The organism is Microbacterium sp. T2.11-28 (assembly GCF_950097975.1).
GTDB lineage: Bacteria > Actinomycetota > Actinomycetes > Actinomycetales > Microbacteriaceae > Microbacterium.
Genome location: NZ_CATNHF010000001.1, coordinates 77,249 through 91,172, shown reverse-complemented (window position 1 = coordinate 91,172; position 13,924 = coordinate 77,249). Strand labels below are relative to the sequence as shown.

Below are 13,924 nucleotides of genomic sequence, written 5' to 3'. Positions count from 1 at the left end.
GAGGACATCCCATGAAGACCGCCGAGATCGCGCAGCGCTACCTCGATTACTTCGAGAAGAACGGTCACACGATCGTGCCCTCGGCCTCGCTCGTCACCGACGACCCCGCACTCCTGTTCACGATCGCCGGCATGGTGCCCTTCATCCCGTACCTGAGCGGCGACGTGCCCGCCCCGTTCCCGCGCGCAGCCGACAACCAGAAGTGCATCCGGACGAACGACATCGAGGAGGTCGGGAAGACGCCGCGCCACGGCACGTTCTTCCAGATGCTCGGCAACTGGTCGTTCGGCGACTACTTCAAGGAAGGCGCCATCCGGTACGCGTGGGAGCTGCTGACCTCGTCCGAGGCGGACGGCGGCCTCGGGTTCGACCCGAAGGACCTCTGGGTCACCGTGTACGAGGAGGACGATGAGGCCCACGACCTGTGGCTCAGCCTCACGGACCTCCCCGAGGAGCGCATCCAGCGGCTCGGCAAGGACACCAACTACTGGACGACGGGGCTTCCCGGCCCCGCGGGTCCCTGCTCCGAGATCTTCTTCGACCGCGGCCCGGAGTACGGCATCGACGGCGGACCGGCGACCGACGACGACCGCTACGTGGAGATCTGGAACCTCGTGTTCATGCAGTACGAGATCGCCGACGTGCGCTCCAAGTACGACTTCACCATCGTCGGCGAGCTGCCGGCGAAGAACGTCGACACCGGCATGGGCCTCGAGCGGATCGCCTTCATCAAGCAGGGCGTCGACAACATGTACGAGACCGACCAGGTGCGTCCGGTCCTCGACCGCGCGGTGGCCCTGTCGGGCAAGACCTACGGAGCGAACCACGAGGACGACGTCCGCTTCCGCGTGATCGCCGATCACGTGCGGTCCTCGCTCATGCTGCTCTCGGACGGCGTGACGCCCTCCAACGAGGGCCGCGGCTACATCCTGCGGCGGCTCATGCGTCGCGCGATCCGCGCGATGCGTCTCCTCGGCGTCGAGGGACCGACGTTCGCCGAGCTGTTCGCGGCGTCGCGCGACGCCATGAAGGAGGCCTACCCCGTCGTGGAGGCCGACTACGAGCGCCTGTCGCAGTACGCGCTGGCCGAGGAGGCGACGTTCCTGCGGACGCTGGCCGCCGGTTCCGAGCTTCTCGACGAATCGGTGGCGCGGACGCGCCGCGACGGCGGCTCGCAGCTCACCGGCAGCGAGGCGTTCCTGCTGCACGACACCTACGGCTTCCCGATCGACCTCACCATGGAGATCGTCGAGGAGGCGGGCCTGACGGTCGACCGCACCGCGTTCGACAGCCTCATGCAGGAGCAGCGGGCGCGGGCCAAGGCGGATGCCCGTTCGCGCAAGCGCGCCCTCGCCGACACGAGCGTGTATCGCGACCTGCGCGCGCAGGGGGAGACCGTCTTCACCGGCTACACGGACCTCGAGACCGAGTCGACCGTCCTGGGCCTGCTCGTCGACGGCCTCCCGGTGCAGCGCGCCGTGCAGGGACAGATCGCGGAGGTCATCGTCGCCGAGACCGCCCTGTACGCGGAGTCCGGCGGACAGGTCGCCGACAAGGGCGTGATCGTGGGGCCCGGCTTCGAGCTGGAGGTCCTCGACGTCCAGAAGCCCGTCGCGGGTCTCGTCAGCCACACCGTGGAGGTCACCAGCGGCGAGGTCGGGGTGGGCCAGCCGGCCACCACCGTCGTCGACGCGGTGAACCGCCGCGCCGCGCAGCAGGCGCACTCGGCGACCCATCTCGTCCACGCCGCGCTGCGCGACACGCTCGGCAAGAGCGCGACGCAGGCCGGATCGCTCAACCGCGCCGGCTACATGCGCTTCGACTTCGCGTGGGGCCAGGCGCTGTCCGACGCCACCAAGAGCGAGATCGAGGAGATCGCCAACAACGCGGTGCGGGACAACCTCGAGGTGACCACGAGGGTCATGCCGCTGGACGAGGCGAAGGCCCTCGGCGCCATGGCGCTGTTCGGCGAGAAGTACGGCGAGACCGTCCGCATGGTCGACATCGGCGGGCCCTGGTCGCGGGAGCTCTGCGCGGGCACCCACGTGGGCCGCAGCGCCGAGGTCGGCCTGATCAGCCTCATCGGCGAGTCGTCGGTCGGCGCGTCCAACCGCCGCGTCGAGGCGCTCGTCGGCCTCGACGCGTTCCGCGAGCTCGCTGCGGAGCGGGCGATCGTCTCGCAGCTGACCTCGCACCTGAAGGCTCCGCGCGAGCAGCTGCCCGCCCGGATCGCGGAGCTGCAGGCGAACCTCAAGGCCGCCGAGAAGAAGATCGCCCAGTTCGAGGCGAAGGCCCTTGGCGATCGCCTGCCCGCCCTGGTGGAGACCGCGCAGCGCGCGGGAGACCAGCGGGTGGTGGCCCAGAGCATCGGCGTGGTGGGCTCCGCCGACGACGTGCGCTCCCTCGCCCTGCAGCTGCGGGACCGGCTCGGCGCCGAGGCGGCCGTCGTGGCGCTCGGAGCCCAGGTGGGGGAGCGGCCTGTCGTCATCGTCGCCACCAACGACGCCGCGCGCCGGGCGGGCGCGAAGGCGGGCGTGCTCGCGAAGGCTGCGGCGAGCGTGCTCGGCGGCGGAGGCGGCGGCCGCGACGACGTCGCCCAGGGTGGCGGGACCGACCCGGCCGCGCTTCCGGCGGCGCTGGCGAGCATCGTCGCGCAGCTGGAGAACGCGGGCGCGTGAGCGGTTTCCGACGCGGTGTGCGTCTCGGCGTGGACGTCGGGAAGGCACGCGTCGGCGTCGCGCGGTGCGACCGGGACGGCATGCTGGCGGTGCCGGTCGAGACGGTTCCCCGTGGCGCGGGCACGGTGCGACGCATCGCCGAGCTCGCCGCGGAGTACGAGGCGTTCGAGATCCTCGTCGGCCTGCCGATCAGCCTGAACGGCGGTGAGACCGCCTCGACGGCCGATGCCCGTGCGGTCGCCGGCGAGATCGCCGCCGCCTCGGGACTCCCGATCCGCCTCGTGGACGAGCGCCTGAGCACCGTGTCCGCGCACGCGGCCCTGCGTGACTCCGGGAGATCTCAGCGTTCGTCTCGTAAGCTTGTCGACCAGGTCGCCGCGGTCGTCCTCCTCCAGCAGGCGATCGACGTCGAGAAGAGCACCGGCATCCCGGCCGGCGCCCTCCATAACCCCCCGGAGCCCGTCTGATGCCCGAGAACCCGTCCTCCGACGATCAGTTCGCAGACCTGTTCGGCAAACTCCCCTCGCCTCCGCAGCGACGGACGTCGTCGTCCGATGCCGCACCCGAGGACCCCGCCCCGCTGAGCCGTCGCGCCGCACGCGAGGCCGCGGCGGCCTCGTCGGGACCTGCGGCGGCGCCCGCGGGTGACGCGCGGGACGCCAGCGGCACCCCCGCACCGCGATCGGCCGCGGCGGATCGCGGCATCCCCGAGACGGACACCGCCCCCGCCGACGACGCCGCGCTCGTGCCTGCGGGCGCCGCTCCGGGGGCACGCCGGGGCTCCTCGGTCGCCACCGAGCCGGCCCCCGGCCCGCGCCGGACCCCGGCGACGATCGATGCGCTGTTCGGCGAGGAGGCCGTCGTCGTCGACCCCCACGCTCCCGACACGCAGCACGCGCGGGATCGCCGCAAGAGCCGGATTGCCGGCTGGGTCGTGCTCGGCGTCGTGCTCGCCATCATCGGCGGCATCGTCGCCGGCGGCAGCTACGTGTGGGTCACCTACGAGGACAAGATCCGGGCCTTCATGGGCTGGGAGGAGCCGAAGGACTACGAGGCGGGGCTCGCCAACGGCGAGGCGGTCGTCACCATCGTCGACGGCGACACCGGATCCTCGATCTCGACCACCCTGTTCGAAGCCGGTGTGACCAAGACGCCCGAGGCGTTCTACGACTACCTCATCGCCAACGCCGTCACGACGACCTTCCACCCGGGCGCGTACCAGCTGCAGCTGCAGATGACGTCCGAGGCGGCGCTGGAGGCCCTGGAGGACCCGGCCAGCAAGCTGGAGAACACCGCGCAGCTGCGCGAAGGGCTGACCGTCGCGCAGTCGCTGCCGCTGCTGTCGGACGGCACGGGCATTCCGCTGGAGGACTTCGAGGCCGCTGTCGCGGACCCCTCGGACTACGGGGTGGATGCCGACAGCCTCGAGGGATGGCTCTTCCCCGCGACCTACACGTTCAACCCCGACGTCACCGCGGCCGACGTGATCCGCACGCTCGTGGACCGGACCGTCACGTCGCTCGACGCGGCCGGGGTCCCCGAGGACCGGCGCGGCGAGATCCTCACCATCGCATCGATCATCGAGCGGGAGGCCCGCTTCGAGGACGACTTCTACAAGGTGTCGCGGGTCATCCAGAACCGGCTCGACCCGTCCAACGACGAGACCTTCGGCAAGCTCCAGATGGACTCGACCGCGCAGTATGGCTACGGCGAGATGCACGACGGCACCGTCAGCTCCTCCGCCGAGGCGCTCGAGGACGACAACCCGTGGAACACCTACGTCCACGAGGGCCTGCCGATCGGCCCCATCGCCAACCCGGGTGACACCGCGATCAAGGCGGCCATGGAGCCGGCCGACGGTCCGTGGCTCTACTTCGTGACGGTCAACCTCGACACCGGCGAGACGGTGTTCACCCACACCTACAGCGAGCACCTCCAGGCCGTGGAGCAGTGGCAGGCGTGGTGCGCCGACAACCCCGACAGCGGCTGCTGAGGCATGCCCGCACTCGAGGTGTGGGGCGACCCCATCGACCACAGCCTCTCGCCGGCGCTGCACACCGCCGCCTACGCCGAACTCGGCTGGGAGGACTGGACCTACGGCCGCAGACGCGTCGCGGAGGCCGACTTCGCGCGTGAGCTGTCGAGCCTCGGGCCGGACGTCCGGGGCCTGTCGTGCACGATGCCGCTCAAGACCGCCGTGCATGCGGTCGCCGACGAGCGCGACACCCGCACCGAGCTGACCGGCGCGGGCAACACCCTGCTGCTGACCGAGGGTCGGCGTCGCGCGTTCAACACCGACGTCGGCGGCATCATCCGTGCACTGGAGGAGGCCGGGATCGAGCGACCCGCGTCGGCCCGCATCGTCGGCGCCGGCGCGACGGCGACGTCGGCCCTGGTCGCGCTCGCGGAGTGGGGCGTCGGCCTCGTCGACGTCGTCGCCCGCCGGCCCAACGCGATCGCAGGGCTGCGGGCGCTCGGCGACCGGCTCGGGGTGGCGGTGGACGCGGCTCCGCTCACCGCCCGCTTCCATCGGCCGCATCCGCTCACCCTCGCGACCCTTCCCGGCGACGCACCGGTCGGGTCGGACGTCGCCGAGAGCCTCGCGGCAGCCGGGGGCGTCCTCTTCGACGTGGTCTACGGGCACTGGCCCACGGTGCTGGCGTCGGCCTGGCAGGACGCGGGGCTGCGCGCGGTGAGCGGCGAGGGCATGCTGCTGCATCAGGCGGTGCTGCAGATCCGCATCTTCGCGACCGCGGACGTGACCGAGCCGCTGCCGGACGAGCAGGCCGTCGTGGCCGTCATGCGGCGCGCGCTCGTGGGAGGATAGTCGAATGCTCCGCGTGCTCACGGCCGGCGAATCGCACGGCCCCGAACTCGTCGCCCTCATGGAGGGACTGCCCGCCGGCGTCCCCGTCTCGCGCGCCGCCATCCAGGCAGATCTCGCGCGCCGGAAGCTCGGCTACGGCCGCGGTTCGCGGATGAAGTTCGAGGAGGACGAGCTCACGATCTCGGCCGGCGTGCGACACGGCCTGAGCCTCGGGAGCCCCATCGCCCTGCGCATCGGCAACACCGAGTGGCCGAAGTGGATCGAGGTCATGAGCCCCGAGCCGGTCGAGCTCACCGAGAAGTCCCGCGGCCGCTCGGCCGCCCTCACCCGTCCCCGCCCGGGGCACGCCGACCTCGTCGGGATGCAGAAGTACGGCTTCGACGAAGCCCGCCCGATCCTCGAGCGGGCGAGCGCCCGTGAGACCGCCGCCCGCGTGGCGCTCGGAGCGGTCGCCCGCGCCTTCCTGAGCGAGCTCGGCATCCGCCTCGTCAGCCACACCCTCTCGATCGGCCCGGTGCGCGTTCCCGACGCGGCGGCGCTCCCGACGCCCGACGATGTCGATGCGCTGGACGCCGACCCGCTCCGGTGCTTCGACGCCGACACGAGCGCCGCGATGGTCGCCGAAGTCGACGCCGCCCGCAAGGACGGCGACACGCTCGGGGGGATCGTGGAGGTGCTCGCCTACGGCCTGCCGCCGGGGCTAGGCTCCCACGTGCAGTGGGACCGCCGACTGGACGCCAAACTGGCGCAGGCGCTCATGAGCATCCAGGCCATCAAGGGCGTGGAGGTCGGAGACGGCTTCGAGACCACGCGCCGCCGCGGCTCCGCCGCGCACGACGAGCTGTTCGCCAGCGACAGCGGCATCGCCCGCGCCACCGACAAGGCCGGCGGCACCGAGGGCGGGATGTCGACGGGGACGGTCCTGCGGGTGCGTGCCGGCATGAAGCCGATCGCGACGGTCCCTCATGCGCTGCGCACGATCGACGTGTCCACCGGCGAGGCCGCCACCGCGCACCATCAGCGCTCCGACGTCTGCGCCGTCCCGGCTGCCGGCGTCGTCGCCGAGGCGATGGTCGCCCTGACGCTCGCCGAGGTCGTGCTCGAGAAGTTCGGCGGCGACAGCGTCGCGGAGACCCGCCGCAACCTCGAGGGGTACCTCGCCGCGATCCCGGCGAACCTCGCGACGTCGCCGATCAGCGACGCCGCACACGGATGACGAGCCCCGCGATCGTCCTTATCGGTCCCATGGGGGCCGGGAAGACGAGCATCGGCAAGCGCGTCGCGCGCGCCCTCGGCCAGCCCTTCTCCGACAGCGACGCCGCCGTCGTGCGCGCGCACGGTCCCATCGAGGACCTCTTCCGCGATCACGGCGAGGCCCACTTCCGCGCCCTCGAGCGCGAGGCCGTCCGCGCCTCGCTGGACCGCGGCGGAGTCGTGGCCCTCGGCGGCGGGGCGATCCTCGACGCCGACACCCAGCGGGATCTCGCGGGACACCGCGTCGTGCTGCTCACGGTCGGGCCGCAGACCATCGAGTCGCGCATCCGCGGGACCCGGCGTCCGCTCCTGCAGGGCGCCGACGCGGTCGCCCGCTGGACCGCGGTCTTCGAATCGCGACGCGCGGTGTACGAGCGTCTCGCGGACGTCGTCTTCGACACGTCGGCCGGTCCGCTGCAGGAGGTCGTCGACGCCATCGTGCACTGGGCGCGCTCCACGGCGCCCGACAGATCCGCAGGGGCGGACAGACCCCCGCAGCCCGACACAGGAGAGCAGTCGTGACCGAGAACACCGTCATCACCGTCGCGGGCGAGCAGCCGTACGACGTCATCGTCGGGCGCGGCATCCTGCCCCTCATCGGCGACGCCCTGCCCGAGTCGGCCCGCAAGGTGCTCATCGTGCACCCGCCGACGCTGGCCGCCCAGGCCGCCGACCTGCGCGAGACGCTGAGCCGCTCGCACGGCGCCGCCCGTCAGGTGCTCCTCGCCGAGATCCCCGACGCCGAGCAGGGCAAGCGCGTCGAGGTGGCCGCGTTCTGCTGGCAGGTGATGGGTCAGGCGGACTTCACCCGCACCGACGCCGTCGTGGGCTTCGGCGGGGGAGCGGTGACCGACCTCGCGGGGTTCGTCGCCGCGACCTGGCTGCGCGGCGTCGCGCTCGTCCAGGTGCCGACGACGGTGCTGGGCATGGTGGATGCCGCAGTCGGCGGGAAGACCGGTATCAACACCGCCGAGGGCAAGAACCTGGTGGGAGCGTTCTGGCCGCCGCGGGCCGTGATCTGCGACCTGGACCTCCTCGACTCGCTCTCCGAGAACGAGAGGGTGGCCGGGTTCGCCGAGGTCGTCAAGGCCGGCTTCATCTGGTACCCCGAGATCCTCGACCTCATCGAAGCCGACCCCGTGGCCGTCGTCGATCCGCACAGCGACGCGTTCCGCCGCTGCATCGAGCTGGCCATCGACATGAAGGCCCGCGTGGTGGGGGAGGACCTGCGCGAGGCGGGGCTGCGGGAGGTGCTCAACTACGGCCACACCCTGGGCCACGCCATCGAGCACGCCGAACGCTACCGCTGGCGCCACGGCGCCGCGATCTCGGTGGGCATGCTGTTCGCCGCCGAGCTCTCGCGCCTGGCGGGCCGGCTCTCCGATGCGGCGGCGCAGCGACACCGCGACATCCTCGAGCTGCTGGGCCTTCCGACGAGCTACCGTGTCGGCGCGTGGAACCAGCTCCTGGCCACGATGCAGCGCGACAAGAAGACGCGCGGCTCGATGCTGCGCTTCATCGTGCTCGACGACATCGGCAAGCCGACGGTCCTGCAGGCCCCCGACGAGTCGCTGCTGTTCGCCGCCTACCAGGAGGTCGGCCAGTGACGGGGCCGCGGCGGTGACCCCGCCGCCCACGGCGCGCCGGGTGCGGCTCCACGAATGGGCTGCCGTGCGCGACCTGCGCCTGGAGGCGGTGGCCGACCCCGCGGCGGGAATCGCGTTCCTCACCACATCGGCGGAGGAGCTCGCCCGCGACGAGTCGTTCTGGCGCCAGCGCACCGCCGGTGCGGCCCTGGGGGAGGACGCCGCGCAGTTCGTCGCCGACACCGGCGCCCGCTGGGTCGGGACGGCGACCGTGCTGATGCGGGAGACAGGCGCCCGGGATCACCTGGACCGCGTCGTGCTCGCTCCCCGCGCCGATGTGGTCGGAGTGTACGTGTCGCCGTCGCACCGGGGGACGGGCGTGCTCGGCGCGCTGCTGGACGCTGCCGCCGCCTGGGCCGCGGCGCGGGGCGCGGACGCCCTCACCCTCGACGTGCACGCCGACAACGCCCGTGCGCAGGGCGCCTACCGGAAAGCGGGATTCGCACCCACCGGCGTCGCGTTCACGAGCAGCATCGGTCCGGAGATCGAGATGAGCCGGCCCATCCCGCCGGCCGGGGCGCCGGACGGTCGCTGACGGTCAGTCGGCGACGATCTCGGCCTTGAAACCCGCGGCGTTCTCGATCCAGCCCGCGTAGTGATCCGGGCCGCCGGCGTGCGGATAGCGGTCGTGGTAGAGCGGCGACCAGCCGTGCGCGGGCGCGTCGGCCAGGAGGGCGTCGACGTCCTCGCGGGAACCGCCGCGGAAGGCGAGGTGGTTCACTCCCGGTCGACGCCGGTCGTGGGCCGCGGCCGACAGGTTCGGCGACGTCGTGAACGTCAGGTACGCCCCGTCGGCCTGCCAGGACGACCCCTCGGACCAACGCGCCGTCTCGGCGAATCCGAGCCGCCCCAGCAGCCACCCCCAGTCGCGGCGGGCGGCATCGGCATCCCCGATCCAGATCTCGACGTGGTGAAGTCCCGGCACGGCTGCCAGTCTGCCACCGCCTGCGCCGTCCTCGGCACGCGGACGACCGGTAGGGTGCTGACGTGTCCACACCTCGTCGCCTGCTGCTGGTCAACGGCCCGAACCTGAACCTCCTCGGCACGCGCGAGCCCGAGATCTACGGCCGCGAGTCGCTGGCCGACGTCGAGGCGCTCGTCGCGCGGACTGCTCAGGAGCGCGGCTACGAGGTGCGCGCGGTGCAGAGCAACCACGAGGGCGTCCTCATCGACACGATCCACGCCGCACGCACGGACTGCGCGGCCATCGTGATCAATCCGGGCGGTCTCACGCACACCTCGGTGGTGCTGCGCGACGCGCTGGCAGGCGTCGCGCTCCCGGTCGCCGAGGTGCACATCTCCGACGTCTACGCCCGGGAGGAGTTCCGACACCACTCCTTCGTGCGCGACGTCGCCGTCGTCCACGTGATCGGCGAGGGCGTGGCCGGATACGCGCGCGCCGTGCGGCTGCTCCTGGACGTCGTGACCGGCCTCGCCGACGGCTGACGACGCGATCCCGTAGAATCGACTGTCGGCCCGCGCCGGATCCCTCTGGGGTCCTCTTCGCGCCGCGGCCCCGAACTCCCACACGAACGGATCCTCTTCCTCATGGCATCGACCGCAGACATCAAGAACGGCGTCGTCCTCAGCATCGACGGCCAGCTCTGGAACGTCATCGAGTTCCAGCACGTCAAGCCGGGCAAGGGCGGCGCGTTCGTGCGTACGAAGCTGAAGAACGTGGTCTCGGGCAAGGTCGTCGACCGCACCTACAACGCCGGCGCCAAGATCGACATCGAGAACGTCGACCGCCGCGACTTCACGTACCTCTACAACGACGGCGAGGGGTTCGTCTTCATGGACGTCGCCGACTACGACCAGATCACGGTCGGCGCCGCCACGGTCGGCGACGCCGCGAACTTCCTGCTCGAGAACCAGCAGGTCCAAATCGCCCTCAACAACGGCAACCCGCTCTACGTGGAGCTTCCCGCCTCGGTCGTGCTCGAGATCACCTACACCGAGCCCGGCCTCCAGGGCGACCGCTCCTCGGCCGGCACGAAGGCCGCCACGGTCGAGACCGGGTACGAGATCCAGGTCCCGCTGTTCGTCGAGACCGGCACGAAGGTCAAGGTCGACACCCGCACGGGTGACTACCTCGGCCGCGTCAGCTGAGGTGAGCGCCCGGAGCAAGGCGCGCAAGCGCGCCCTCGACATCCTCTACCAGAGCGATGTGCGCGGCGACGACCTCGCCACGACCCTCGCCGCCGAGGCCAAGCGCGCGGCGAGCGAGCCGGCGCGCGAGGCCTCATGGCTGTACGCGCGCGAGATCGTCGACGGCGTGATCGACAACCGCGACGAGATCGACGAGCAGATCATCACCCACGCGCGGGACTGGAAGCTCGAGCGCATGCCCGCGGTCGATCGCGCCGTGCTGCGCATCGGCGTGTGGGAGATCCTCTTCAACGCCGAGGTGCCCACCGCCGTCGCCATCGACGAGGCGGTGGAGCTCGCCAAGGAGCTCTCGACCGACGACTCGGGCGCGTTCGTGCACGGCGTGCTGGCGCGCATCGCCCGGGCGAGCTGACCGGGCGACGTCGCAGCCCGCTGCGAGGATCGAGTCCATGACGACCTCGCGCGCCCGCTCGTGGCGCGCCGTCCTGCCCGGCGGGATGGACGTGCCCCCCGAGCAGTGGGACGAGGTCGCCCTCGGGGTGCAGCTGCGTCGGCGCGAGGGCGACGAGGCCCACTGGGGCCCGCGGCGCGTGGAGCCGGCGACGCCGCGCAGCGTGGAGTCGCCGGGCGGTGAGCTGCGGCTGGCGGTGAGGCCGCTGGTCCGCGGCGGAGCGCGGGCGGAGTGGGTTCGCGGCGACCTCACGTGGGAGACGCTGCGGCGGGGTGCGTGGCGCACCGATCCCGCGCGACGCCGGTGGTTCACGACGCTCTACGGCATCGCCCACGACGTGCGGGTGTTCGGAGGCTACGGCGACTCGGACTGGCTCACCCTCGACGGCGTGGATTCCGACCTCCTCTGGCCGCACCTGCGCGCCGCCGCCGACCTCGGCATCCCCCTCGTGGCCACGCGGGCCGATCAGCGTCTGAGCGTGGGCGGCCAGTCCGACGTGACGGTGCGCATCGACGCCGACGGGGCCGGGCTGCGCGTGCACGCCGAGGCGCGCATCGACGGCCGCGCCGCGCCGCTGGCGCGTCCGATCGGGACCGTCGGCGTCTACACGGTGGAACGGGAGGGCGACACCCTCCACATCCGGGCGGCTCCGGCCGCTCTCGGCGCGGGCACGCGCGCCCTCCTGGCGGCGGGTGGGCCCACGGCGGTGCCGGGCGAGGACGTCGACGAGTTCCTGCGCCACGGGTTCCCGCTGCTGTCCCGCGAGACACGGGTGACCGCCGGCCGAGGCGTGCGACTGCCTCCGCCGCAGCCCACGGTGCTGGTGCTGACGATCGACCAGCGACCCCGCGATGTGCTCGACTACGCCTTCGACTGGCAGCTGCCGGGCGGCGGACGTGAGCCGCTGACGGCCCCCGGCCCGACGGGGGAGGCGGCTGCGGCGCGCGCCGACCGCCGGGGCGCCCTGGTGCGGGCGTGGGAGTCCGCCGCCGACCTGCCCTTCTCGCCCGCGGGGCAGCTACGCGGGATCGACGCCGCCGAGTTCGCCACGCGTGTGCTGCCGGCCGTGCAGGCCCTCGACGACGTGCGCGTGGAGGCGCGCGGGATCGCCCGGCAGTACCGCGAGCTCACCGGCGACCCGCGCATCACCGTGTCGACCGTCGAGACGACCGACGCCGACTGGTTCGAGCTCGGCATCCTCGTCGACATCGACGGACGCCGCATCCCCTTCGCCCCGCTGTTCACCGCGCTCGCCCAGCGGCGGAAGCGGATGCTGCTCTCGGACGGCGCCTACTTCTCGCTCGCGCACCCGGCGCTGGACCGCCTGCGGGAGCTGATCGACGAGTCCCGCGATCTCGTCGAGTGGGAGGCCGGTCCGCGCGTCAGCCGCTACCACGTGGACCTCTGGGAGGAGTTCGAAGACCTCGCCGATGTCGCGGAGCCCGCGGTCGCCTGGCGCGCGGCGATCGCCCGGCTGCGCGATCAGCCGCCGGCGACCTCCGCCCCGCCTCCACCCGGCGGGCTCGCGACCGCGCTGCGGCCGTACCAGCTCGACGGCTTCCGCTGGCTCGCGGCGCTGTGGGAGGCGGGCCTGGGCGGAGTCCTCGCCGACGACATGGGGCTCGGCAAGACGCTCCAGGTGCTGGCCCTGATCCTGCACGCCCGAACGCGGTCCGACGATCGGCCGGCACTCGTCGTCGCGCCGACGTCGGTCGTCCCGGCGTGGCGCGACGAAGCCGCCCGCCACGCCCCCGGCCTCCGCGTCCAGACGGTGGAGGGGACCGGGGTGCGCCTGGACGCCGTCGACGCCGACGTGATCGTGACCTCCTACGCGCTCCTGCGACTCGACGCCGCCGCCTACGCGGCGCGGGACTGGTCGCTCGTGGTGCTCGACGAGGCGCAGGCCGTCAAGAACCCCCGCACGCGGGTGCACCGGGCCGCCCTCGAGCTGCGAGCGCGCGCCCGCGTGGCCGTGACGGGCACGCCGCTGGAGAACAGCCTCGCCGACCTGTGGGCGATCCTCGCGCTGACCTCGCCCGGGCTCTTCCCCTCGGCGCGGCGGTTCCGCCAGGAGTACCTGACGCCCATCGAGGACGGCAAGGCGGAGGAGAACCTCGAGGGCGGGGCGTCGCGCGAGCGTCGTCTCGCACGACTGCGCCGGCGCATCCGCCCCTACCTCCTGCGGCGCACGAAGGCGCTCGTCGCTCCCGATCTGCCGCCGCGGCAGGAGCAGGACGTCCGGGTGGAGCTGACCAGCGGACACCGCGCGGTCTACGAGCGCGTCCTGCAGCGCGAGCGGCGGAAGGTCCTGGGGCTGCTCGACGACCTCGACAGCCACCGTTTCATCGTCTTCCGGTCCCTCACCCTCCTGCGGATGCTGGCGCTCGCCCCGTCGCTGGTCGACCTGGGCGGCGGCGGGCTCGGGTCGAGCAAGCTCGACGCCCTCCGCGACCGCCTCGCGGAACTCGCCGCCGAAGGTCGCCGCGCGCTGGTCTTCAGCCAGTTCACCTCCTACCTCGACATCGTCGAGCGCGATCTGCGCGCGCACGGCATCGGCACCTCCCGGCTCGACGGCTCCACCCCGCGCCGGGCCGAGGTGATCGACGCGTTCCGCCGGGGCGACGATCCCGTCTTCCTCATCAGCCTCAAGGCCGGAGGCGTGGGACTGACCCTCACCGAGGCGGACTGCGTGTTCCTCCTCGATCCGTGGTGGAACCCCGCCGCCGAGCAGCAGGCGATCGACCGCACCCATCGCATCGGGCAGACGCGACCCGTCACCGTGTACCGCCTCATCGCGGCCGGCACGATCGAGGAGAAGGTCGTGGAGCTCCAGCAGCGGAAGGCGCGGCTCTTCCGCGCCGTCCTGGACGACGGCGACGCCTTCTCTGCGGCGCTGTCGGCCGACGACATCCGCGCTCTGCTGTCCTGAACCGGCGGCGGTCACGGCCCGCCGCCGGGA

At 72.6% G+C, this 13,924-nt stretch carries 13 protein-coding genes; 12 read left to right on the top strand and 1 reads right to left on the bottom strand.

Annotation, left to right across the window (positions count from 1 at the left end):
• The first annotated feature begins 11 nt into the window (after nucleotides 1-11).
• The 8 genes from alaS to QQZ13_RS00395 are packed head-to-tail and all read left to right on the top strand — an operon-like array spanning nucleotide 12 to nucleotide 8,940.
• A complete protein-coding gene (alaS, locus tag QQZ13_RS00430) occupies nucleotides 12-2,678 on the top strand; it encodes an alanine--tRNA ligase (protein WP_284527165.1) in 2,667 nt (888 codons plus the stop codon).
• Complete coding sequence (ruvX, locus tag QQZ13_RS00425; protein ID WP_284527164.1) at nucleotides 2,675-3,145, top strand: Holliday junction resolvase RuvX; 471 nt, start codon at nucleotides 2,675-2,677, stop codon at nucleotides 3,143-3,145. Before alaS ends, ruvX begins: the two co-directional genes overlap by 4 nt.
• Nucleotides 3,145-4,671, top strand: coding sequence for an endolytic transglycosylase MltG (gene mltG, locus QQZ13_RS00420; RefSeq protein ID WP_284527163.1), 1,527 nt, complete (start codon nucleotides 3,145-3,147; stop codon nucleotides 4,669-4,671). Before ruvX ends, mltG begins: the two co-directional genes overlap by 1 nt.
• A 3-nt stretch (nucleotides 4,672-4,674) precedes the next feature.
• The gene (locus QQZ13_RS00415; protein ID WP_284527162.1) at nucleotides 4,675-5,505 is read left to right on the top strand and encodes a shikimate dehydrogenase; all 831 of its coding nucleotides are present in this window, start codon (nucleotides 4,675-4,677) and stop codon (nucleotides 5,503-5,505) included.
• 4 nt (nucleotides 5,506-5,509) lie between these two features.
• Nucleotides 5,510-6,721, top strand: coding sequence for a chorismate synthase (gene aroC, locus QQZ13_RS00410; protein ID WP_284527159.1), 1,212 nt, complete (start codon nucleotides 5,510-5,512; stop codon nucleotides 6,719-6,721).
• On the top strand, nucleotides 6,718-7,281 hold the full coding sequence (locus QQZ13_RS00405; RefSeq protein ID WP_284527156.1) for a shikimate kinase: 564 nt from the start codon (nucleotides 6,718-6,720) through the stop codon (nucleotides 7,279-7,281). Before aroC ends, QQZ13_RS00405 begins: the two co-directional genes overlap by 4 nt.
• Nucleotides 7,278-8,366 carry a 3-dehydroquinate synthase gene (gene aroB / locus QQZ13_RS00400; RefSeq protein ID WP_284527155.1) on the top strand — a complete coding sequence of 363 codons (1,089 nt, stop codon included), beginning with the start codon at nucleotides 7,278-7,280 and terminating at the stop codon, nucleotides 8,364-8,366. The genes QQZ13_RS00405 and aroB overlap by 4 nt, the downstream gene beginning before the upstream one ends.
• A 13-nt stretch (nucleotides 8,367-8,379) precedes the next feature.
• On the top strand, nucleotides 8,380-8,940 hold the full coding sequence (locus QQZ13_RS00395; RefSeq protein ID WP_284527153.1) for a GNAT family N-acetyltransferase: 561 nt from the start codon (nucleotides 8,380-8,382) through the stop codon (nucleotides 8,938-8,940).
• Nucleotides 8,941-8,943: 3 nt separating this feature from the next.
• Here QQZ13_RS00395 and QQZ13_RS00390 read toward each other — a convergent pair whose 3' ends face one another.
• Entirely contained in the window at nucleotides 8,944-9,330 is a 387-nt protein-coding gene (locus tag QQZ13_RS00390) for a VOC family protein (protein WP_284527151.1), read from the bottom strand.
• A gap of 62 nt (nucleotides 9,331-9,392) precedes the next feature.
• Between QQZ13_RS00390 and QQZ13_RS00385 the strand changes: the two genes are divergently transcribed.
• From QQZ13_RS00385 to QQZ13_RS00370, 4 genes are all read left to right on the top strand, one after another.
• Nucleotides 9,393-9,851, top strand: coding sequence for a type II 3-dehydroquinate dehydratase (locus tag QQZ13_RS00385; RefSeq protein WP_284527149.1), 459 nt, complete (start codon nucleotides 9,393-9,395; stop codon nucleotides 9,849-9,851).
• Between the two features lie 102 nt (nucleotides 9,852-9,953).
• A complete protein-coding gene (efp, locus tag QQZ13_RS00380) occupies nucleotides 9,954-10,514 on the top strand; it encodes an elongation factor P (RefSeq protein WP_284527148.1) in 561 nt (186 codons plus the stop codon).
• A gap of 1 nt (nucleotide 10,515) precedes the next feature.
• Entirely contained in the window at nucleotides 10,516-10,926 is a 411-nt protein-coding gene (nusB, locus tag QQZ13_RS00375) for a transcription antitermination factor NusB (RefSeq protein WP_284527147.1), read from the top strand.
• A gap of 37 nt (nucleotides 10,927-10,963) precedes the next feature.
• The gene (locus QQZ13_RS00370; RefSeq protein WP_284527145.1) at nucleotides 10,964-13,894 is read left to right on the top strand and encodes a DEAD/DEAH box helicase; all 2,931 of its coding nucleotides are present in this window, start codon (nucleotides 10,964-10,966) and stop codon (nucleotides 13,892-13,894) included.
• Nucleotides 13,895-13,924 lie beyond the last annotated feature (30 nt).

Coding starts and splice junctions, on each gene's coding strand:
- alaS (WP_284527165.1), top strand. CDS start 12: ATGAAGACCGCCGAGATCGCGCAGCGCTACCTCGATTACTTCGAGAAG.
- mltG (WP_284527163.1), top strand. CDS start 3,145: ATGCCCGAGAACCCGTCCTCCGACGATCAGTTCGCAGACCTGTTCGGC.
- QQZ13_RS00415 (WP_284527162.1), top strand. CDS start 4,675: ATGCCCGCACTCGAGGTGTGGGGCGACCCCATCGACCACAGCCTCTCG.
- aroC (WP_284527159.1), top strand. CDS start 5,510: ATGCTCCGCGTGCTCACGGCCGGCGAATCGCACGGCCCCGAACTCGTC.
- QQZ13_RS00405 (WP_284527156.1), top strand. CDS start 6,718: ATGACGAGCCCCGCGATCGTCCTTATCGGTCCCATGGGGGCCGGGAAG.
- efp (WP_284527148.1), top strand. CDS start 9,954: ATGGCATCGACCGCAGACATCAAGAACGGCGTCGTCCTCAGCATCGAC.
- QQZ13_RS00370 (WP_284527145.1), top strand. CDS start 10,964: ATGACGACCTCGCGCGCCCGCTCGTGGCGCGCCGTCCTGCCCGGCGGG.